The 19476-nt window shown below is 68.3% G+C and carries 14 protein-coding genes; 7 read left to right on the forward strand and 7 right to left on the reverse strand.

What is annotated here, in order from left to right; all coding sequences use genetic code 11:
* Both JSE7799_RS11400 and JSE7799_RS11405 read right to left on the reverse strand, forming a co-directional pair.
* On the reverse strand, window positions 1-603 hold a 603-nt coding region (locus JSE7799_RS11400; RefSeq protein WP_055663712.1), incomplete at its 3' end, for an ABC transporter ATP-binding protein.
* A 48-nt stretch (window positions 604-651) separates the two neighbouring features.
* On the reverse strand, window positions 652-1383 hold the full coding sequence (locus tag JSE7799_RS11405; protein WP_055663713.1) for a proteasome-type protease: 732 nt from the start codon (window positions 1381-1383) through the stop codon (window positions 652-654).
* Between the two features lie 99 nt (window positions 1384-1482).
* Between JSE7799_RS11405 and JSE7799_RS11410 the strand changes: the two genes are divergently transcribed.
* Window positions 1483-2016: a 2'-5' RNA ligase family protein gene (locus JSE7799_RS11410; protein ID WP_055663714.1), complete on the forward strand. Its 534-nt coding sequence runs from the start codon at window positions 1483-1485 to the stop codon at window positions 2014-2016.
* Here JSE7799_RS11410 and JSE7799_RS11415 read toward each other — a convergent pair.
* From JSE7799_RS11415 to JSE7799_RS11425, 3 genes are all read right to left on the reverse strand, one after another.
* The gene (locus tag JSE7799_RS11415; RefSeq protein ID WP_055663715.1) at window positions 1991-2815 is read right to left on the reverse strand and encodes a transglutaminase family protein; all 825 of its coding nucleotides are present in this window, start codon (window positions 2813-2815) and stop codon (window positions 1991-1993) included. The two genes, JSE7799_RS11410 and JSE7799_RS11415, sit on opposite strands and share 26 nt — an antisense overlap.
* Entirely contained in the window at window positions 2812-3753 is a 942-nt protein-coding gene (locus JSE7799_RS11420; RefSeq protein WP_055663716.1) for an alpha-E domain-containing protein, read from the reverse strand. The genes JSE7799_RS11415 and JSE7799_RS11420 overlap by 4 nt, the downstream gene beginning before the upstream one ends.
* Before the next feature lie 90 nt (window positions 3754-3843).
* Entirely contained in the window at window positions 3844-5271 is a 1428-nt protein-coding gene (locus tag JSE7799_RS11425; RefSeq protein ID WP_055663717.1) for a circularly permuted type 2 ATP-grasp protein, read from the reverse strand.
* Between the two features lie 193 nt (window positions 5272-5464).
* Here JSE7799_RS11425 and JSE7799_RS11430 point away from each other — a divergent pair, with 193 nt between their 5' ends.
* Genes JSE7799_RS11430 through JSE7799_RS11455 form a run of 6 tightly spaced genes read left to right on the forward strand, consistent with a single transcriptional unit; the run spans window position 5465 to window position 16075 of the window.
* Window positions 5465-7237, forward strand: a complete 1773-nt coding sequence (locus tag JSE7799_RS11430) for an autotransporter assembly complex protein TamA (RefSeq protein ID WP_055663718.1) — start codon at window positions 5465-5467, stop codon at window positions 7235-7237.
* The gene (locus tag JSE7799_RS11435; protein WP_055663719.1) at window positions 7237-11787 is read left to right on the forward strand and encodes a translocation/assembly module TamB domain-containing protein; all 4551 of its coding nucleotides are present in this window, start codon (window positions 7237-7239) and stop codon (window positions 11785-11787) included. The genes JSE7799_RS11430 and JSE7799_RS11435 overlap by 1 nt, the downstream gene beginning before the upstream one ends.
* Window positions 11787-12434, forward strand: a complete 648-nt coding sequence (locus JSE7799_RS11440; RefSeq protein WP_055663720.1) for a paraquat-inducible protein A — start codon at window positions 11787-11789, stop codon at window positions 12432-12434. The genes JSE7799_RS11435 and JSE7799_RS11440 overlap by 1 nt, the downstream gene beginning before the upstream one ends.
* Window positions 12431-13075 (forward strand): paraquat-inducible protein A, encoded by a 645-nt coding sequence (locus tag JSE7799_RS11445; RefSeq protein WP_055663721.1) that lies wholly within the window; start codon window positions 12431-12433, stop codon window positions 13073-13075. The genes JSE7799_RS11440 and JSE7799_RS11445 overlap by 4 nt, the downstream gene beginning before the upstream one ends.
* A complete protein-coding gene (locus JSE7799_RS11450) occupies window positions 13068-15521 on the forward strand; it encodes a PqiB family protein (RefSeq protein ID WP_055663722.1) in 2454 nt (817 codons plus the stop codon). The genes JSE7799_RS11445 and JSE7799_RS11450 overlap by 8 nt, the downstream gene beginning before the upstream one ends.
* A 5-nt stretch (window positions 15522-15526) precedes the next feature.
* Complete coding sequence (locus tag JSE7799_RS11455; RefSeq protein WP_186201921.1) at window positions 15527-16075, forward strand: PqiC family protein; 549 nt, start codon at window positions 15527-15529, stop codon at window positions 16073-16075.
* Window positions 16076-16129: 54 nt separating this feature from the next.
* Here JSE7799_RS11455 and JSE7799_RS11460 read toward each other — a convergent pair whose 3' ends face one another.
* Window positions 16130-16492 (reverse strand): response regulator, encoded by a 363-nt coding sequence (locus JSE7799_RS11460; RefSeq protein ID WP_055663724.1) that lies wholly within the window; start codon window positions 16490-16492, stop codon window positions 16130-16132.
* Window positions 16493-16516: 24 nt separating this feature from the next.
* Window positions 16517-19411, reverse strand: a complete 2895-nt coding sequence (locus JSE7799_RS11465) for a PAS domain-containing protein (protein WP_186201922.1) — start codon at window positions 19409-19411, stop codon at window positions 16517-16519.
* Window positions 19412-19476: the final 65 nt, after the last annotated feature.

A 19476-nucleotide genomic window follows, 5' to 3' on the forward strand; every position in this document is an offset into this window, starting at 1 on the left:
CAGCCGCACCGAATGCGTCACCATCAGAAGGCCCGCCCCCGCCGCGCGCACGGCATCGGCCATCAGCGCGAGCATCGCATCGCCCGTCGCCTCGTCGAGGTTGCCCGTCGGCTCATCCGCCAGAACGAGGCGTGGCCCCGCGGCAAGCGTGCGGCCAATGGCGACACGCTGCTGCTGCCCGCCGGAGAGCTGCTCGGGGTAGAGGCGCAGATGATCCGACAGCCCCAGACGCGCGGCCAGCGCGTCGGTGTCGCCCGGATCGCGCCCGGCAAGACGGGCATGGAAGGTCAGGTTGTCGGCCACGTTCAGCGACGGGATCAGGTTGAACTGCTGGAAGATCAGCCCGACGCGGTCGCGCCGCATCGCCGCCCGCCCCCGGTCGTCGAGCGTGCCGATGTCGCGCCCGTCGATCGCGATCGTGCCGTCATCGGCCGCATCGAGCCCCGCGACCAGATGCAGCAGGGTGGATTTGCCCGACCCGCTCTCGCCCGTCAGCGCCAGCGTCCGCCCCGCCGCCAGATCGAAGGAGACGCCGCGCAACACCGATTGCGGGCCGTCACTCGTGTCGTAGCTCTTGCGCAGGTCGCGGACGGTCAGAAGCATCGGGCAAGGGTAGCGGCCCGGCGCGGCGGATCAATGCGGCCCGAAGCGTCAGAGCTCCACATCCGGCAGACTGTCGAAGGCGCTGCGCAGGGCATCCGACCAGCCATCCGAGATCGCCCGCCAATCCGGGTCGCCGTCGAGGATACGGCGGCTGTAGCCCAGTTGCATCGAATCCGCCTCGTAGACCTGCAGATCGAGCGGCGTGCTCACCGACAGGTTCGCCCGGATCGTCGAGTCGAAGCTCACCATCAGGAGCTTGACGGCGCGCGCGAAGTCCATCTCCCGGTCATAGGCACGCACGAGGATGGGACGGCCGTATTTCGTTTCGCCGATCTGGAAGAACGGCGTGTCCGTCTCCGCCTCGATGAAGTTGCCTTCGGGATAGATCATGTAAAGCCGCGGCGGCGTGCCTGCGATCTGACCGCCCAGGATGATCGTCGCGTTGAAGGTCGTCACCGATTTCGGCTTGCCGTTGGTCTGCGCCGAGATCACGTCGCGCAGCGTGTCGCCCACGAGGCTTGCCGCCTGGAACATCGACGGCGCCGTCAGCAGCGTCGGGTTGCGCTCCGACGGAGCGAGGTTGCGCTCGTCCAGAAGGCTCACCACCGCCTGCGTCGTGGCGAGGTTGCCGGCCGTCATCAGGACGAAGGACCGCTCGCCCGGGATCTCCCAGCTATGCATCTTGCGGTAGGTGGAGACGTTGTCGACGCCCGCATTGGTGCGCGTGTCCGACATGAAGACGAGGCCGCGATCGAGTTGCAGGCCGACGCAATAAGTCATGAATGTTCTCGTATCCGTTTCGCGGTCGGGTCTTGCATGCGCCACGCGCGGCGGCAATCGGCAACGGAACGGCAAGCCGGATAAGCGGGTTGGCGTGACATGACCGACCCGCTGATCGTCACGCTGGAGGCGGATGCCCTCTCGCAGGCCCGTTTCGACGCGGCACGGGAGCGGTGGTTTCCCGCCGCGCGCAACTTTGTGCCCGCGCATGTGACGCTGTTCCACCAATTGCCCGGCGATCGGGTGGGCGCGGTGGCGGAACGGCTGGCCCATGTCACCGCCGCCACGCCGGCCCCGCCCTTTCGCGTGGTGTCGGTGATGCCGCTGGGGCGTGGGGCGGCCTACAGGCTGGAGATGCCGGCGCTCGGCCCGCTGCGGTCGCGTATCTCGGACGGGTTCGAGATCGTGCCGCAGGATCGCGGCGCCCAGCGACCGCATGTCACGGTGCAGAACAAGGTCTCCCCCGAGGAGGCCAAGGCGACGATGCGGACGCTACAGGCCGGCTTCGTGCCTTGGGACGGGCACGGCACGGCGCTCCGGCTATGGTGGTATCGCGGCGGCCCGTGGGAGGCGGCGGGACGTCATGCCTTCGCGGAGCGGGAAACGCCTACTGCTGCTGCTGCGACTCGCTGACATTCACGCGGACATGCATGCTCTCGTCGCCCGCGCCCTGACGGATGCCGGAGATGGGCGAGGCGTCGCTGTAATCCATGCCGGTGGCCACGCGGATATAGCGGTGATCGGGCGAGATCCCGTTGGAGATGTCGAAGCCGACCCAGCCCAGCCCGTCCACATGCGCCTCGGCCCAGGCGTGGGTGGCGTCCTGTTCGTCGCGGTCGTCCATCTTGAGATACCCCGAGACGTAGCGCGCGGGCCGGTCGAGAAGCCGCGCGCAGGTCACGAAGATATGGGCATGGTCCTGACAGACGCCGGTGCCCTCGACCGCAACCTCCTCGGCGGTCATCGTGACCTGGGTCGAACCCGTCAGATAGGCGACGCGTTCGCGGATCACGCCGGACAGGCGGTGCAGCTGATCGAGCTGATCGTCGATGTCGCGGACCTCGCGCGCGATGGCCATGGTCGCGGGACCGCGCCGGGTGCGATCGGTCGGACGCAGGAACATCCATTTGGGCATGTAGCCCACCTGCTCGCCGATCACGCCGCCATGGTCCTCCGTCTCGACCTGCCCCTCGGCGGTGATCGTCACCGAACTCCGCCCCGGCTCGACGGAGACCAGCTGGACGCGGTTGGCATGGGCGTCGTCGAACGTGACCTCGACGCGGCCGCCGTCGATCGCGGTGTTCCAGGACACGATCTTCTGGCCGGGCCGGTCCTTGGGCACGACGCGCAGCCGCTGAAGCGCGTAGGAGACGGGTTTCGACCATTCGTAGGTCGTCTCGTGGCGGATGGTCAGGCGATGCGTCTGGGTCATTTGGCGAACCTGTAATCGGTTTCCATCTGCGCGCCGAGTTCGGCATTGCGGCGCAGGAAATCCTGAAGAAACTGGTGCAGTCCCCGCTCGAACACCGCATCGACGGTCAACCGCTCGAAGTCGCGGCAGATCGCGTCGGCCATGTCGTGACAGGGCAGGCGCGTCCCGTAATCGCGGTAGAGATGCTCCAGATGGCCGCCGATCTTGTTGTAGCAGAAGGCGAGACTGCGCGGCTGACGGCCGTCGAAGATCAGGAACGACGCGATGTCGCGCGCCCGGCGCGTCCGCCCGTGGACGAAGCGGAAGGACGCCTCGGCCGAGACGGAGCGCAGGATCATCTCCCACTGGGTGTTGTCGAGCGTCGAGCCCACGCCCGCCGCTGTGGGCAACAGGACGTAGTATTTCACGTCCAGCAGCCGCGCGGTCGCGTCGGCCCGCTCGACGAAGGTGCCGAGCCGGGTGAAATCGAAAGCATCGTCGCGCAGCATCGTGCCGTGAAGCGAGCCGCGCACGAAGGCCGAGCGCTGCTTGATGAGTCCGAGGACGCGCGGCACGTCCTTGGGCGTCACACGGCGCGACAGGGCCTCGTTCAGCGTCATCCAGCATTCGTTGACCGCCTCCCAGACCTCGCGGGTGAGGCCGGTGCGCACGAGCTTGGCGTTCATCCGGGCGTTCTCGATGCAGTTGAGGACGCAGGCCGGATTGTTGCGGTCGCGCAGCAGCCAGTCGGTGACGGCCTCGGCGCTGATCTGGTCGTGATGCGCCTCGAAGCCGCGCCGCGCCCATGCCGTCTCCAGCACGGAGGTCCATTCGCTTTCGGCCCGGTCCGGCCGGGTCAGCGCGATGCGGTGCCCCGTCTCGACCAGACGGGCGAGGTTCTCGGACCGCTCCATGTAGCGGAAAAGCCAGGTCAGGCCGCCTGCGGTTTTGCCCAGCATCAGCGCGCACCTCCGGGACCGACGACAGCGATTACCCATGGGTAATTCGCGCAAGACGTTGAACTGGTTGAGGGAAATTTCCAGGTCATCTCAATCATCCCCCAGCACCCAGGTATCCTTGGTGCCGCCGCCTTGCGAGGAGTTCACCACGAGCGAACCCTTCTTGAGCGCCACGCGGGTCAGGCCGCCCGGCGTGATCTCGATCCCGTCGGGCGAGACGAGGACGAAGGGGCGCAGGTCGACATGCCGTGGCGCGAGGCCCGTACGCTGAAAGATCGGACAGGTCGACAGCGCCAGCGTCGGCTGGGCGATGTAGTTCGCCGGCCGCGATTCCAGCTTCTTTCGGAAGGCGCGGATGTCCTTTTTCGAGGCGGTCGGCCCGATCAGCATCCCGTAGCCGCCCGAGCCGTGCACCTCCTTGACGACCAGCTCCTCAAGGTTGTCGAGGACGTGGGCCAAACTGTCGGGATCGGAGCAGCGCCATGTCGGGACGTTCTCCAGAAGCGGTTTCTCGCCGGTATAGAACTCGACGATCTCGGGCATGTAGCTGTAGATCGCCTTGTCGTCGGCCACGCCGGTCCCCGGTGCGTTGGCGATGGTGATGCCGCCTGCGCGGTAGACATCAAGGATGCCCGGCACGCCGAGATAGCTGTCGGGGCGGAAGTTGAGCGGGTCGAGGAAGTCGTCGTCCACGCGGCGATACAGCACGTCGATGGGGCGATACCCTTGGGTCGTGCGCATCGCCACCCGGCCATCGACGACGCGCAGATCGTGCCCCTCGACCAATTCCACGCCCATCTCGTCGGCAAGGAAGGAATGTTCGTAATAGGCCGAATTGTGAATGCCCGGCGTCAGGACCGCCACGACCGGATCACCGTTGGCGGCGGGCGGCGCGCAGGCGGCGAGGCTGGAATGCAGATTGGCGGGATAGTTCGAGACCCGCTGCACCCGGTTTTGCTGGAACAACTCAGGGAACATGCCGAGCATCGTCTCCCGGTTCTCGAGCATGTAGCTGACGCCCGACGGCGTGCGGGCATTGTCCTCGAGCACGTAGAATTGCTCGGGGCCGGTGCGGACGAGGTCGATCCCGACGATGTGGGTGTAGATGCCGCCCGGCGGCTCGACGCCGATCATCTGGCTGAGATAGGCGTCGTTCTTGGCGAGCATCTCGACCGGAAGCAGGCCGGCGCGGACGATCTCCTGACGGTGGTGGATGTCGTGCAGGAAGGCGTTGAGCGCGCGGACCCGCTGCTCGATCCCCTTGGACAGGCGCGCCCATTCGCGCGCCGCGATGATGCGCGGCACGATGTCGAACGGGATCAGCCGTTCGGCGGCGTCGGGATCGCCGTAGACGTTGAACGTGATGCCGGTGCGCCGGAACACGTCCTCCGCCTCGCGGGCCTTCGCGCGCAGATGTGCGGGATCCTGGCTCGAAAACCAGGCTTCATAAGCCTTGTAGGCGTCGCGGATGGACCCGTCAGGGTTCGTCATCTCGTCGAAATAGGGCGTGTCGGTCATTTCAGGACATTGCGGTGCACGCGCGGGACTTGCAACCCGGTCGCACACCTCCCGCGCCTGCCTGCGGCGTCTTGGCCCCGAACGCGGCGCTTTTGCCCGGAGCGCAGGCTTGATAGGATCGCCTTCTGGAACCGTCGTGTTCGTCATCCGGCGGGGATCGCGCGCCAGGGCGACTTGAAGTGAGGGCCGCAGCTTGAGATCCATCATCGCCGCCGCGGCCCTCATGTGGGCCGGAACCGCCACGGGCCAGCAGGTGCAGCTGGCGATCGCCGCCGACGAGGACCTGACCGAGGCGCTGCGCGCCGCGTCGCTGACCGTCGAGGCGGCGAACGATCCAGACGCCGCGCGGCGCGACATCGTGGCCGCCGCGCAGGCCGACTACCAGCGCCTGCTGGCCACCCTGTACGAGGCGGGGCATTTCGGCCCGACCATTTCCATCGAACTCGATGGCGTCGAGGCCGCCGCCCTGCCCGTGGTCGGCCGCGACGAGGGTCTGGATGTCGTGCGGATCGAGGTGGTAGCGGGGCCGCAATTCCTGTTCGGCGCGACCGAGATCGCGCCGGTCCCGCGCGGCACCGAATTGCCGGAGAGGTTCGCGTCGGGCGCGCCGGCGGGCACGGAGCCGATCCGCCAAGCCGCCGTGACCGCCATCGAGGCCTGGCGCGCGCGCGGTCATGCCAAGGCCGAGATCGCCGCCGAGCAGATTACAGCCCGGCATCCGGCGGAGCGGCTCGATGCGCGTCTCTCCGTCGCACCCGGCCCGCGCCTGCGATACGGCCCCGTTTTCGTGGACGGGGCGGACGACGTGCGCGAGGGGCGGATTTCCCGCATCGCCGACCTGCGCCAGGGGCGGATCTTCGACCCCGACGAGGTGCGCGAGGCGGCACGGCGCCTGCAGCGGACCGGCGCGTTTTCCTCCGTCGCCATCACCGAGGCCGAGGAAATCGGGCCGTCCGAGACCCTGCCGATGACGATCCGCGTGGCCGAGCGCCTGCCCCGCCGCTTCGGCGTCGGCGCCGAGATCGCCTCGGAGGAGGGGCTGGGCCTCACCGCGTTCTGGCTGCATCGCAACCTGACCGGCTTCGCCGACAGTTTCCGCGTCGATGGCGAGATCGAGGGCATCGGCGGCCGCACGAGCGGCGAGGATTACTCCCTGTCCTTCGCCTATAACCGGCCCGCGACCTTCAACCCGGAGACCGACCTGTTCGTGAATGGCGGGGTCGAAAGCCTCGACCAGCCGAACTTCTCGTCGGACCGCGCCTATATCGAGACCGGCGCGCGGCGGATCGTGTCCGACGAGTTCCGCTATTCCTACGGCATCGGCTACGATTACAGCGAGACGACCGACGCGCTCGGCACGCGCGAATTCTCGAACCTGTCCTTCCCGCTCGCGGCGACCTACGACCGGCGCGACGACCCGCTGAACCCGCGCGACGGCTATTACGTCGAGGCGGGGCTGGAGCCGTTTTACGGCTTTCGCACCTCGGGGACGGGAACGATCTTCGAGGCCGACCTGCGCGGCTATCAGGGCTTCGGCGAGGGTCGGCGGACGGTGGTCGCGGCGCGGCTGCAACTTGGCTCCGTCATCGGTCCCGACATCGACGAGGTGCCGGGCGAGACGCTCTATTTCTCCGGCGGCGGCGGCACGGTCCGCGGCCAGGAGTTCCAGTCGCTCGGCGTGGAGACTGCCGGGGGCGACACGATCGGCGGCCGCTCCTTCCTCGGGCTCTCGACGGAGTTGCGGCGCGATGTGACCGGCAATATCGGCGTGGTGGGCTTTTTCGATTACGGCCGCATATCCGAAGACAGCGGCTTCTCGGACGGGCGGGACCATACCGGCGCGGGTCTGGGCCTGCGCTACGATACCGGCATCGGACCGATCCGCCTCGACGTGGGCTTTCCCGTCTCCGGGCCGGAGGATGACGGCGGGGCCGCGGTCTATATCGGCATAGGACAGGCGTTTTGATGAAACAGTTCCTCGCCCCTCTCGCCGTGGCGCTCGCCGTCGCGTCACCTGCTTCCGCACAGGATGCCGAGGCGGCGCGCGACCGCGGCTTCATCGTCGGCCTGATCGAGGACAACCTGTCGGCGCCCGGCCTGCAGGTGCGGCTGGAGGGGTTCGAGGGGGCGCTGTCGTCGCAGGCATCGCTCGACCTGCTGCAGGTCTCCGACGACGAGGGGGTCTGGCTGCGGCTGGAGGATGTCGTCCTCGACTGGAGCCGCTCGGCGCTGCTGCGCGGGCGGCTGGAGGTCGAGGAGCTTTCGGCCGGCCTGATCCGGGTGGAGCGTGCGCCGCTGCCGCCCGAAGGGGTCGAGGCGCTGCCAGATGCGGGGGCCTCGGGGGGCTTTTCGCTGCCGAACCTGCCGGTCTCGGTCGATATCGACCGGCTGAACGCCGAGCGGATCGAACTGGGTGCGCCGCTCGTGGGGCAGGAACTGGCGCTGACGCTGGAAGCGTCGGCGGAGCTGGACGAAGGGTCGGGAAGCGTGACGCTCGAGGCACGCAGGCTCGACGACGTCGAAGGCAGCTTCTCGATCGAGGCCGCCTACCGGGCGGAGACGGAGGAACTCTCGGTCGATCTCGACATCGCCGAGGGCGAAGGCGGCATCGCGGCGACGCTGCTGCAACTGCCTGGCGCGCCGGCGATCCGGCTGACGGTGGACGGGTCCGGCCCGCTCGACGATTTCGAGGCCGACGTGGCGATCGCGTCCGACGGGGTGGAGCGGATTGGCGGAGACGTCACCCTCTCGGGGATCGAGGACGGCCGGCGCTTCGCGGTGGATCTCGACGGCGACGTCACCTCCCTCTTCGCGCCGCGCTACCGGGCGTTCTTCGGCGACGAGGTCGGCCTGCTGGCCCGTGGGGCGATCTACGACGACGGGCGCATCGCGCTCGACACGCTCGAGGTGAATACGCAGGCGCTGACGCTCTCGGGCGAGGCGGTGATCGGGGCGGATGGCTGGCCCACGCTGCTGGACATCACGGGCGAGATTTCGGCCGATGACGGAACGCCTGTCCTGCTGCCGGTGGGCGAGGCCACGACGTTGGGGCGCGCCGCGTTCCTGCTGCGCCACGACGCGTCGGTCTCCGAGGATTGGCGGCTTGTCCTGACGGCGAACGACTACGACGCGCCGACGCTTGCCTTCGCCCGTGCCGCCCTCCGCGCGACCGGCACGCTGGCGCGCGAGGACGGCATCGTCGCGGCGGCGACGGGCGCGGTCGAGACGCGGCTGATCGGGCTGGACCTTGCCGACGACGCGCTTGCCCGCGCGGTGGGCTCCGACGTGGCGCTGACGGGCGATGTCGCGTGGGAAGCCGGGGCGCCGGTGCGCATCGCCGATCTGGTTCTCGACGGGTCGGGTTACGGGCTGCGGGGCGGGGTCGTGATCGACGCGACCGACCCGGAGGCGCCGCTGACCGTGTCGCCCGACCTCGTGGCGCAGATCGCGGCGTTTTCGCAATTCTCGGAACTGGCCGGGCTGGAGGATCTCGCGGGCTCAGGCGAGGTGACGCTGTCAGGCGATATCGCGCCGATCGCGGGAAGCTTCGATCTGTCGGTCGAGGCGCTGGCGCGCGATCTGGCGTTCGGGATCGAGCGGGTCGATGGCCTGCTGGCGGGCGAGACGACGCTCGATCTCGCGGCGCGGCGCACGGTCGAGGGGACGTTCCTCGAGGCGCTGTCCCTCAAGAACCCGCAGCTGACGGTCTCGGGCGAGGCCCGTCTGATCGCCGAGGACGCGGAGACCGGAGAGACCAGCGCCGCGGAACTGACCGCGCGGATCGCCGACGGCACGGTGATCGATCCGCGGCTCGACGGGCCGGTGACGCTGCAGGCCGATCTTGCGCAGAATGCGGCGGGCATCTGGCAGGGCGACGTGGCCGCCACCGCGCCCGAAGGCGTGACCGTGTCCGCAAGCGGCGCGCTGACCGGCGACAGCCCCGACATCACCTTCGCCGCCGAGGTGCCGAACCTGTCGGCCTATGCCGAAGGCGTGCCGGGCGCGCTGTCGCTTGACGGCCGGGCCTTTGCGCGCGGCGGCGTGTGGTCGGTGGAGGCCGATGCGGCGGGCCCCTACGGCGCCACGGCCGAAATTTCCGGCCCGGTCACCGGCGACGCGGTGGAGATCGCGTTCGAGGCGCGCCTGCCCGATCTCTCCGACCCGGTCCCGGCGGTCGCGGATCTCGATGCGTTGCAGGGTCCGGTCACGCTGTCGGGTGTGGTGACGCAGCCGGGCGGGCAATGGGCCGTCGACGTCGCGGCGGACGCGCCGTCCGGCATCACTGCGCGCGCCGAGGGTGTCGTGACCGGCCCGGCGGCGCGGCTGGAATATGTCGCCACCGTGCCGGAAGTGCAGGATTTCGTGCCCGCCATCGAGGGGCGGCTGGACCTCGACGGTGCGCTGGCGCGCAGGGGCGAGGATTGGGCGCTGGAGGTTGAGGCGCGCGGACCCTACGACGCGGTCGTGACCGCCGAGACGGTCCTGACGGAGCAGCCGCTGCGCGTGGATTTCACGGCCGACATCGACGATCTGTCGCCGCTCGCCCCCGTGCCCGGCGGCCTGTCGGTCACGGGCGAGGCGGTGCAGACCGAGGACGGCTTCGTGATCGACCTCAACGGGACCGGCCCCTACGATGCGACGCTCGACGTGAGCGTTGACCTGACCGGGCCCGGCCCGCGGATCACCGCGGAGGGGCGCATCCCCGATTCGAGCGCGCTTGTGCCGCAGCTTGCGGGGCCGCTGACCTACGATGTCGTGGCCGAGCAGGTCGACGGGCAATGGCGCGTCGCGGCGGATGTCGATGGCGCACAGGGCATCTCGGCCAGCGTCGACGGCATCGCGACGGGGCCGGAGGCCGATCTGGATTTTGACCTGTCGGTGGCGAATGTGGCGCCCTTCGCGCCCGGTCTCGACGGTGCGCTCGACGCGTCGGGCCGCCTGTTCCAGCAGGGCGGCAACTGGAACGTCGATCTGGACGCGTCCGGCCCGCTGAACGCGTCGCTCGACGCGCAGGGCGTTCTGACCGGCGGGGCGCCCTCGGCGGAGTTCACGCTGTCGGTGCCCGATATCGGCCGGATCGTGCCGGAGATTTCCGGCCCGCTCAGCGCGTCGGGGACGGCCACGCAGCAGGGCGACGCCTGGGCGCTCGATGTCGATCTCGACGGCCCGGCGGGGACGAATGCCGCGGTGGACGGCACCATCGGCACGGATGGCACGCTCGACCTGTCGGTTGAGGGGGCCGCGCCGCTGGGTCTCGCCAATGGCATCCTCGCGCCGCAGCGGCTGACGGGCGTGGCGCAGTTCGACCTCGACGTGACGGGGCCGGCGGGCCTCGACGCGGTATCGGGCACGATCCGCACGTCGGACGCCGCTCTGGTTCTTCCGACGGCGCGCAACAGGCTGGAGAATATCGAGGCCACGGTCACGCTTTCGGGCGGGCGGGCGCAGATCGCGCTGACCGGATCGCCGGAAGCTGGCGGCACCCTGTCGATCGATGGGCCGATCACGCTGAGCGCGCCGTTCAACGCCGATCTCTCGGCGGAATTCGACATCACGCTCGACGACCCGGCGCTCTATACCGCCGATCTGGAGGGGCGGATCGCGGTAACGGGCCCGCTGACCGGCGGCGCGACCATCTCCGGCGACATTCTGGTGGACGAGGCGGAGATCGTCGTGCCGGCCTCGGGGCTGACCGCGATCGGGGAATTGCCCGAGATCGAGCATCTGGGCATCCCCCGGCCGGTGCAGCGGACGCTGGCGCGCGCCGACCAGCTGAACCGCGGGTCCGACGCGGAAGACGCGCGCGGCGGTGGCGGGCCGGCTTACCCGCTCGACCTGACCATCCGTGCGCCCGGCGAGATCTTCGTGCGGGGGCGCGGCCTCAACGCCGAACTCGGCGGGGATCTGCGTCTGACGGGGACGACGGCAAACCCGATCGCGGCGGGAGGATTCCGGCTTATCCGCGGACGTCTCGACCTGCTCGGCCAGCGCTTCGCCCTGGATGAGGGGTCGATTTCTTTCGCCGGTAGTTTCGTGCCGATCGTCCGGCTGGTCGCGACGACGGTGACCGATACGGTCACCGCGTCCATCGTGATCGAAGGCCCGCCCAGCGAGATCGATGTCAGCTTCGAAAGCGTGCCCGAACTGCCCGAGGAGGAGGTCGTCGCGCAGATCTTCTTCGGCCGCGACCTCAGCCAGCTTTCGCCGGTACAGGCGCTGCAACTGGCGAATTCCATCGCCACCCTGGCCGGCCGCGGCCAAGCCGGGCTTCTGAACGACTTGCGCAGCAGCACGGGGCTCGACGACCTCGACGTGACCACCGATGCGGAGGGAAATGTCGGCCTGCGGGCGGGCAAGTACCTGTCCGACAACGTCTACACGGATGTGCAGGTCGATCAGGACGGCGCGGCGTCGATTTCGCTCAACCTCGACGTGACGCCGAATCTCACGGTGCGCGGCGCGACGGGCGCGGCCGGGGACACGTCGCTCGGCGTGTTCTTCGAGCGGGATTACTGATGGCGGCGCGCGACGATCTTGTCTGCTGTCCGGTCTGCGACGCCTTGCACGAGGTGGGCGAGATCGAGCCGGGCACGCGGCTGCGCTGCATCCGCTGCCGCACGATCATCGCCGTGGACCGGCCCGAGGCGATCGTCCGGATCGTGGTCCTGGCCACGACGTCGCTCATCCTGATGGGCGTTGTCGTGTTCTATCCGTTCCTCGAACTTCGCAATGGCGTCTTCACCAGCCGCGCGTCGGTGTTCCAGACGGTGATGAGCTTCAGCGGCGGCGTCATGGCGCCGCTCTCCATCGCCGTGGCGTTCTTCGTCATCGTCCTGCCGGTCGCGCGGCTGGCCACGCTCATCTGGGCGCTGGGGCCGCTGAGCTTCGACCGCGATCCGCTTCCGGGCGCGCGGACGGCCCTGCGCTGGGCCGAGGCGCTGAAGCCTTGGGCGATGGCGGAAATCTTCATGGTCGGCGTGGCGGTCGCGCTGGTGAAGCTGGCCGATCTGGCGACCCTGTCGATGGGGCCGGCCTTCTGGTCCTTCGCCGCGGTGGTCTTCGTCAACGCGGTCAAGGACACGCAATTCACCAAGCACGCGGTTTGGTCCGCGCTCGACGATGCGCGCCAGGTCAAGCGGGCCCGGCGTGAGGACACGGCATGAGCGGACCGTCGCATGGCGGGGCCTTCGACGCCCATACCGCCCGCGATGCGGGAATGGTCGGCTGCCGCCAATGCACGGCGGTCTCGCCCATCGATGCCGAGATCTGCGAGCGCTGCGGGGCCCTTCTGGAGAGCCGGGACCGCACGTCGCTGCAGCGCGTCTGGGCGTGGTGGCTCGTGGGTCTGCTGTTCTACATTCCGGCGAACCTCTACCCGATGCTCATCACCCGAACGCTCGGCCGTGCAAGCGCGGACACGATCGTCGGCGGCGTGATCGAGCTGGCCCATCACGGGGCCTATTTCGTCGCGGGGATCGTGTTCTTTGCCTCGGTCATCATCCCGGTGGGCAAGTTCGTCGCGATCGCCTATCTCGCGCTGGTCGTGCGCCGGGCGCACGGGATCAAGCCGAAGACGCTGCTGCATCTGTACGAGTTCGTCGAATGGATCGGGCGATGGTCGATGATCGATGTCTTCGTCGTCGCGATCCTCGTGGCGCTGGTGCAATTCAACCTTCTCGCGACGATCAATCCGGGTATCGCCGCCGTGTCCTTCGCGTTATCGGTCGTTTTCACCATGTTGTCGGCCATGAGTTTCGACAGCCGCCGCATCTGGGACGAGATCGAGACCGCCAGCCATGAGTGAAGATCCCGACCGCAGCGCCCGCCCTGCCGCGCCCGATGTCGAACGCCGCGGGCGGCGACGGGGCGTCGTATCGGCCGTCTGGCTGGTCCCGTTCGTCGCGATCATCATCGCGGTCGCCATCGCCTGGCAGTCCTGGCAGGATCGCGGCGTCCTGATCGAGATCGTCTTTCCCGATGCCTCCGGCGTCACGGCCGGCCAGACGACGCTGCGCTACCGGGAAGTGAGCGTCGGCGTGGTCGAGGATATCGGCTTTACCGCCGACCTCCGCGAGGTGATCGCCTATGTCCGGGTCAACGCGGAGATCGCGCCCTATCTCGACGAGAGCGCCTCCTTCTGGATCGTTCAGCCCGAGGTCACGGCCCGCGGGGTCGAGGGCCTGAACACCATCCTGTCGGGCACCTATATCCAGGGCACCTGGGACAACGAGGTCGGCGATCCGCAAACCACCTTCATCGGGGCCGACCGGGCGCCCATCGTGCCGCCGGGGGTCGAGGGCACGGCGATCGTGCTTCGTGCGCAGGACAGCTCGCGCCTCGGGCCCGGCGCACCGATCCTCTATCGCGGGATCGAAGTGGGCGAGGTCGCGGATCCGCGCCTGACCGTGGATGGCACCGAGGTGCGGGTCGATGCCTTCGTACGTGCGCCCTATGACCGGCAACTCTCGACCTCGACCCGGTTCTGGGACGCTTCGGGCGTGTCCGCGTCGCTCGGGGCGAGCGGGGTCGATCTGCGGATCGGATCGGTCGCCTCGATCCTCGAGGGGGGCGTCAATTTCGACACGCTGATTTCGGGCGGCGCACCGGTTCAGGCGGGTTACATCTACAACATCTACGACGATCTGGAATCGGCCCGCGCCTCGGTTTTCGCCGCGCCCGACGGGCGGTCCATCACGATGGGCGCGCTGTTTCCCGCGGCCATTTCCGGCCTGACGGAAGGGGCCCCCGTCCGGTTCCAGGGCGTGCGCGTCGGCACCGTCACGGCCGTGACCGGCTTCATCCGCCCCGACGAGCCCACCGGCGAGGTGCAGCTTCTGGCGGTCATGTCGCTGCTTCCGGCAAAGATGGGCCTGCCGAACATGGGCAACAATCTCGAAGGGATTGACTTCATCGACGATCTGGTCGCGGAGGGCCTGCGCGCGCGGCTGGTTTCCACGTCGATCCTGGGCGGCGATCTCGCCATCGACCTGATCGATGTGCCGGAGGCCGCTCCGGGGCAGGCGCTGGAGATCGGGATCGCCGCGAACCCGATCATCCCCAGCATCGAGACCGACGTGGAAGGCCTTGCCGCCAGCGCCGAGAACGTCCTGACGCGGATCAACGACCTGCCTATCGAGGAGCTTCTGGCTTCGGCGACGGATCTGCTCGACAACGTCAACCGGATTGCCGCCGACGACGCGACGCGGGCGATCCCGTCGGAGGTGATGGCCTTGCTGTCGGACGGTCAGGGCCTGGTCCGCGACGGGCGCAACATCCTGTCCTCGCCGCAGGTGGCGGGCGTGCTGACCGATATCGAGGCAGCTACGGGCGATCTGCGCGCGATCACGGCCGACGTCGCGGGGCGGCAATTGGCGGCGACGCTGGACAGCGCGCTGAATGCCGCGACCGCAGCGGCGGAAAACATTGCCGCCGGGACCGAAGGGCTCGACGCGCTTGCCGCCTCGACGCAACGGGTGCTCGACGGGGTGGAGGGCGTCGTCGCCTCCGAAGACACGCAGGCCCTCCCCGGTGAGGCGGTCGAGCTGATCCGCGAGGGCCGCGCCTTGGTCGCGGATCCGGCGATCGAGACGATCCTCGCGGACCTCGCCGCGGTCAGCACCGACATCCGCGCGATCACGCGTCAACTGACGGAGGCGGATGCCGCCGCCCGCCTCACCGCCGCGCTCGACGCCGCAGCCGAGGCCGCGACCAGCGTGGCCGGGGCGACCGAGGAGCTGCCCGCCCTGACGGATAGCGCCGAACGCGTGCTGGCCGAGGCGGAGGTTCTGGCGCAGCGGCTCAGCGCGCTGGCGGCGACGGCCAATGACCTGCCGCTCAACGATCTGGTGACCTCGACGACCGACCTGATGCGCACGGCGGATCTGTTCCTCTCCTCCGACGAGGCCGGCGACGTGCCGGTCGTCCTGTCGGAGACCCTGCAGGAACTGCGCCTGACCATCGAGACGATCCGCACCGGCGGGACGCTGGAGAACCTCAACACCACGCTGAGTTCCGCCGCCGAGGCCGCCGACAGCATCCGCACGGCCGCGACGGACCTGCCCGAACTCGTCGAGCGGCTTCAGACGGTGGCGGGGAATGCGGGAACGCTGCTCGACACCTATTCGGCCGGCAGCCGCGTGAACACCGAACTCTATTCCGCGCTGCGCGCCGCCGTGCGTGCCGCCGAGGATGTCAGTTCGCTGGCCCGGACGATCGAACGCAACCCGAATTCCCTTCTGCTCGGACGGTGATGGCCATGACCAGATCTCTTCTCCTCGCGCTGCCCCTCGCGCTGCTCGCCGGCTGCGGACAGACGCTCTACTTCGCGCCGCCGCCCGCGCAGTCGGACTTGCGCGTCGCCGTCGGGGCCGAGAGCGTGCAGATCAACAGGATCTCGATCCCCGAATACGCGATCAATCAGGAAATCCCGATCCAGCAGCCTGATGGCAGCCTCTCGACGGATACCGATCGGCTCTGGGCCGATCTGCCCGACCGGGCGATGCTGGCCTCGATGGTGCGCAATCTCAACGTCATCACCGACGCGCAGGTGGCCGCCGAGCCTTGGCCGTTATCGGGGTTTCCAGAGATCGAGCTTTCGATCTTCGTGGACGACATGATCGTTCAGGCGAACGGCGTGCTGCGGATGACGGGCACCTACGCATTCAAGTCCGAGACCGGGCGCGACCGGATCGAGCCGTTCCTGATCACCGCCCCGGTTGCGGAGGTGACGAGTTACACCGCCATCATCGCCGCGCATGAGGCCGCCTGGATCAAGCTCTCCGAGCAGATCGCCCGCGTGCTCTGACCGGTAGCCCCGGCACGCCATCGGCCGGGGCTGCCGATCCGGCCCCGGCCGCGATCAGCTCGGAACGACCTCGGACAGCGCGGCCAGCAAATCGCGGTCGGCGAATGGCTTGGAGAGCCGGCGCGCATCGTCGAGTTCCGCGGGAAGCTGAACCGTCGATGCGGTATAGCCGGACATGAACAGAAGCGGGCAGCCGCGCGCATGCAACTCCCGCGCGATATCGAAGCTGGTCTCGCCGCGGCCCAGATTGACGTCGAGCACCGCCACCACCGGCGTATGTTCGTCCAGATAGGCACGCGCATCCGATGCGCTGGAGCAAACGCGCAGATTCTCATAGCCGGCATCGCGAAGCGTCGCCTCTATATCCATCGCGATCAGCATCTCGTCCTCGAGGACGAGAATTTCGCCTTCCGTCATAAGGCCCCCCTGCAGGTCGAAGGTTTAGAACGTGGCATCAAGTTCGAGCCCGGCGGGCGCGTAATTCATGGTTATCTCGGCTTTTACGTCGGAAACCAGCACTTTCTCGATGACGATCGACCCAAAACCGCGACGATCGCCCGGGTCGGTGACGGGCGGGCCACCCACCTCGCGCCAGATCAGCCGCCGGGTGCCGGGTTCGCCGCCATCCGTCGTCTCGACCTCGACATGTCCGTCCGCATTCGACAGCGCGCCATATTTGGCCGCATTCGTCATCATCTCGTGCAGCGCCATGCCGAAGGCCGAGGCCTCGCGGCTGTCGAGCTTGATCGGGTCGCCCGCGATGCGCACCCGCCGGCCGGGCGCCCGCTCGTAGGGGGTGGCCTCGGCCACGACGAGGGCATGCAAGTCGGTCAGGACCCAATCCGCCTCGGTCAGCAGGTCATGCGTGCGCGCCATCGCCGAGAGGCGCATGCCAAGGCGGTCGTGGAAGCTCCGGGCGTCCTCCGCCCCCGGAAGAAGAAGACGCGACACCGCCCGCACCGTGGCGAGGCTGTTCTTCACGCGGTGCTGCAACTCGGCCAGGAGCAGCGTCTTGTCGCGCTCGCTGGCTTCGGCGCGGCGGCGGGCCTCGATCTGCTCGGTCAGCTCATAGCCAAAACTGATGACGCCGGTGACGTTGCCGCTTCCGTCGAGGACGGGATCCAGCGAATGGCCGATCCAGAGGTCTTCGACCTGACCGTCGCCGTTTCGGTCGAAGGACACACAGACTTCACTCGCGGCCTGACGTTCTCCGGTGTGATAGACCCGGTCGAAATACTCGATGACCTGCTGGCCCTCAAGCTCCGGCATCGCTTCGAGAAGGGGGAGGCCGATCAGGTTCCGGCCGCCCACGATCCGGTCGTTGAGCGGGTTTGAATAGACGTAGCGATGCTCCGGCCCCTCGAAGATCGCGATGAAGACCGGCGAGGCGTCGAACATGCGCTTCATCCGCGCCTCGCTCTCGGCGACCTCGTTCAACAGGCGCGTTTCGTCGGTCACTTCCCGCATGCAGGTGCCGACGGCATGCACCTCGTGATCGACGAAGACCGGGTAGAAATCCGCGAGGAAGCTGCGAACCATGTTCGGATTGCCCGGCACGGTCGTCTCGATGAGGTTGTTCAGGCTCGGCTCGCCGGTCTCGAAGATGTGGCGGTGCGTCGCCTCCAGATCCTCGGCCAGATCGGGCATCAGGTCGGAGAACGTCGCCCCGATATGCTCCTCGATCGAGAAGCCGTTGATGTCGGCAAGCATCTGGTTGATGCGCACATGCTTCATGCCCCGGTCGACCAGCGCCAGACCAACCGGCGTCGTGTCGTAGAGGTTCTCCAGCTCGGCATATCTCTCCGTGAGGTCGCGGCGCTTGCGCTCCAGCCGCTGCTCGTAGCGCTGGCGGATCGTGATGTCGGCGAAGGACAGGATGTAGCCGTCGATCCGGTCGTCGATCGTCCGGTAGGGCTTTATCCGCAGCAGGAAGGTCTCGCTGGTCTGCGGAATTCGCACCTCGCGGTCCAGCGGCCGAAGCGTGGCGAGGACCGTCTCCGCATCGTCGTGGAGTTCCCGGTAATCGATCCGCGAGGGCAGGTCTGAGATCGGGCGGCCGATGTCGCGCGGCGCGACTGTATAGAGCGCGGCGGTCGCGGGCGTGAAATTGCGCACGCGCAGATCGCGGTCTAGGAACAGAATGGCAAGGTCGGTCGCCTCGAACAGGTTCTTTAGGTCCGAATTTGCACGCTGAAGCTGTTGGTTGTTTTCGCGCAGTTCGGAATTGACCGCCTCGAATTCCCGGTTGGCGCGCCTGAGATCCTGCCCCGAGGCCCTCGATGCCGCAAGCGTCGCCGCCAGCTCCCGGCGCAGGCGGGCGTTCTCAAGCTCGAGCGGGTCGCGGTCGGCCGTCTCGCCCGCCAGCGCCGTCTCAAGGTGCGGCACTTCTGTCAGGACCAGAAGATACTCGTCGGCGTCCGGCCGCATCGGGCTGACGGTGATGTCGAAAGTTTGGGCGCCCCCCGCCTCTCCACGCAGGCGGATGTCCTCGACGGTCCGCTCCTCGCCCGAACGTGCGGCGGCGGACAGCGCGTCGCGGACAGGGTCGTGCAGGTCGTCGATCAGAACTGCATCCATAGGCTTCGACGGCGCAGGTTGCGCGAAGTGGCGCATCTCGGGCGACAGAAAGCGGACTTCTCCCGCGCCGGAAAGGACGGCGAAGGGAGACGCGGACCCACGTGGAAAAGGTCCGGCGGCTGGCCTTGTCGCAACCCGTGGCAGATTGGCGGGATCGCGCAAGGGTTCCGTCACGCCGGTCATCGGACCCGGCCCGAGCGGGAACTCCTCACGCTCATCATGCAGGGCGGCGAAGAACATCTCGACTTCGTCGATCTGCATCTGCGAGCCCTCCTGCCCTTCGCGCTTCTGTGTGATGACGCGGCCGCCGGATTCCTTGATCGCGCGCAGTCCCGCCGCCCCTTCCGGTCCCGCCCCGGGCAGGATCACCGCATGACCGTCGCGCCCCCGCGCCCGGGCGAGGCTTTCGAGGAAGTGGTCGAACGGATCGGCTGTCGTTTCCGGCCCCGCCCGGTCGAGGAGATGCAGCACATCCCCCTCGAGTTCCGCAATCCTGCCCGGCGGCAGCACATGGATATGGCCCGGGCGAAGGAGCTCGTCGTGCAGGATTTGCAGGACGGGAACGGCACATTCCGCCTGCAGCAAGTCGTGGAGCGCCGGCTTCCGATCCAACTCCCGATGCTGGATCACGATACAGGCGGCACGGTCCGAAGGCCGGAACCGGGACAGGATCCCGATCACGGCGTCGATGCCATCCGCCGACCCGCCCACTGCGACGACTGGGACCGAACGTACGGTGTCAGTCTTTCCGTCGCGCATGTGGTCCCGCTGTCTGGTTGAAGCCTGAATTGGTCTGACAGATTTATGCGGCATTGTCACGAGCC

It is taken from the genome of Jannaschia seosinensis (assembly GCF_001408515.1).
Taxonomy (GTDB): domain Bacteria; phylum Pseudomonadota; class Alphaproteobacteria; order Rhodobacterales; family Rhodobacteraceae; genus Jannaschia; species Jannaschia seosinensis.

Bases quoted from the DNA above. Each gene is read 5' to 3' on its own strand.
- JSE7799_RS11405 (WP_055663713.1), bottom strand. From the start codon at position 1,383: ATGACTTATTGCGTCGGCCTGCAACTCGATCGCGGCCTCGTCTTCATG.
- JSE7799_RS11410 (WP_055663714.1), top strand. From the start codon at position 1,483: ATGACCGACCCGCTGATCGTCACGCTGGAGGCGGATGCCCTCTCGCAG.
- JSE7799_RS11415 (WP_055663715.1), bottom strand. From the start codon at position 2,815: ATGACCCAGACGCATCGCCTGACCATCCGCCACGAGACGACCTACGAA.
- JSE7799_RS11420 (WP_055663716.1), bottom strand. From the start codon at position 3,753: ATGCTGGGCAAAACCGCAGGCGGCCTGACCTGGCTTTTCCGCTACATG.
- JSE7799_RS11425 (WP_055663717.1), bottom strand. From the start codon at position 5,271: ATGACCGACACGCCCTATTTCGACGAGATGACGAACCCTGACGGGTCC.
- JSE7799_RS11435 (WP_055663719.1), top strand. From the start codon at position 7,237: ATGAAACAGTTCCTCGCCCCTCTCGCCGTGGCGCTCGCCGTCGCGTCA.
- JSE7799_RS11440 (WP_055663720.1), top strand. From the start codon at position 11,787: ATGGCGGCGCGCGACGATCTTGTCTGCTGTCCGGTCTGCGACGCCTTG.
- JSE7799_RS11445 (WP_055663721.1), top strand. From the start codon at position 12,431: ATGAGCGGACCGTCGCATGGCGGGGCCTTCGACGCCCATACCGCCCGC.
- JSE7799_RS11450 (WP_055663722.1), top strand. From the start codon at position 13,068: ATGAGTGAAGATCCCGACCGCAGCGCCCGCCCTGCCGCGCCCGATGTC.
- JSE7799_RS11455 (WP_186201921.1), top strand. From the start codon at position 15,527: ATGACCAGATCTCTTCTCCTCGCGCTGCCCCTCGCGCTGCTCGCCGGC.
- JSE7799_RS11460 (WP_055663724.1), bottom strand. From the start codon at position 16,492: ATGACGGAAGGCGAAATTCTCGTCCTCGAGGACGAGATGCTGATCGCG.
- JSE7799_RS11465 (WP_186201922.1), bottom strand. From the start codon at position 19,411: ATGCGCGACGGAAAGACTGACACCGTACGTTCGGTCCCAGTCGTCGCA.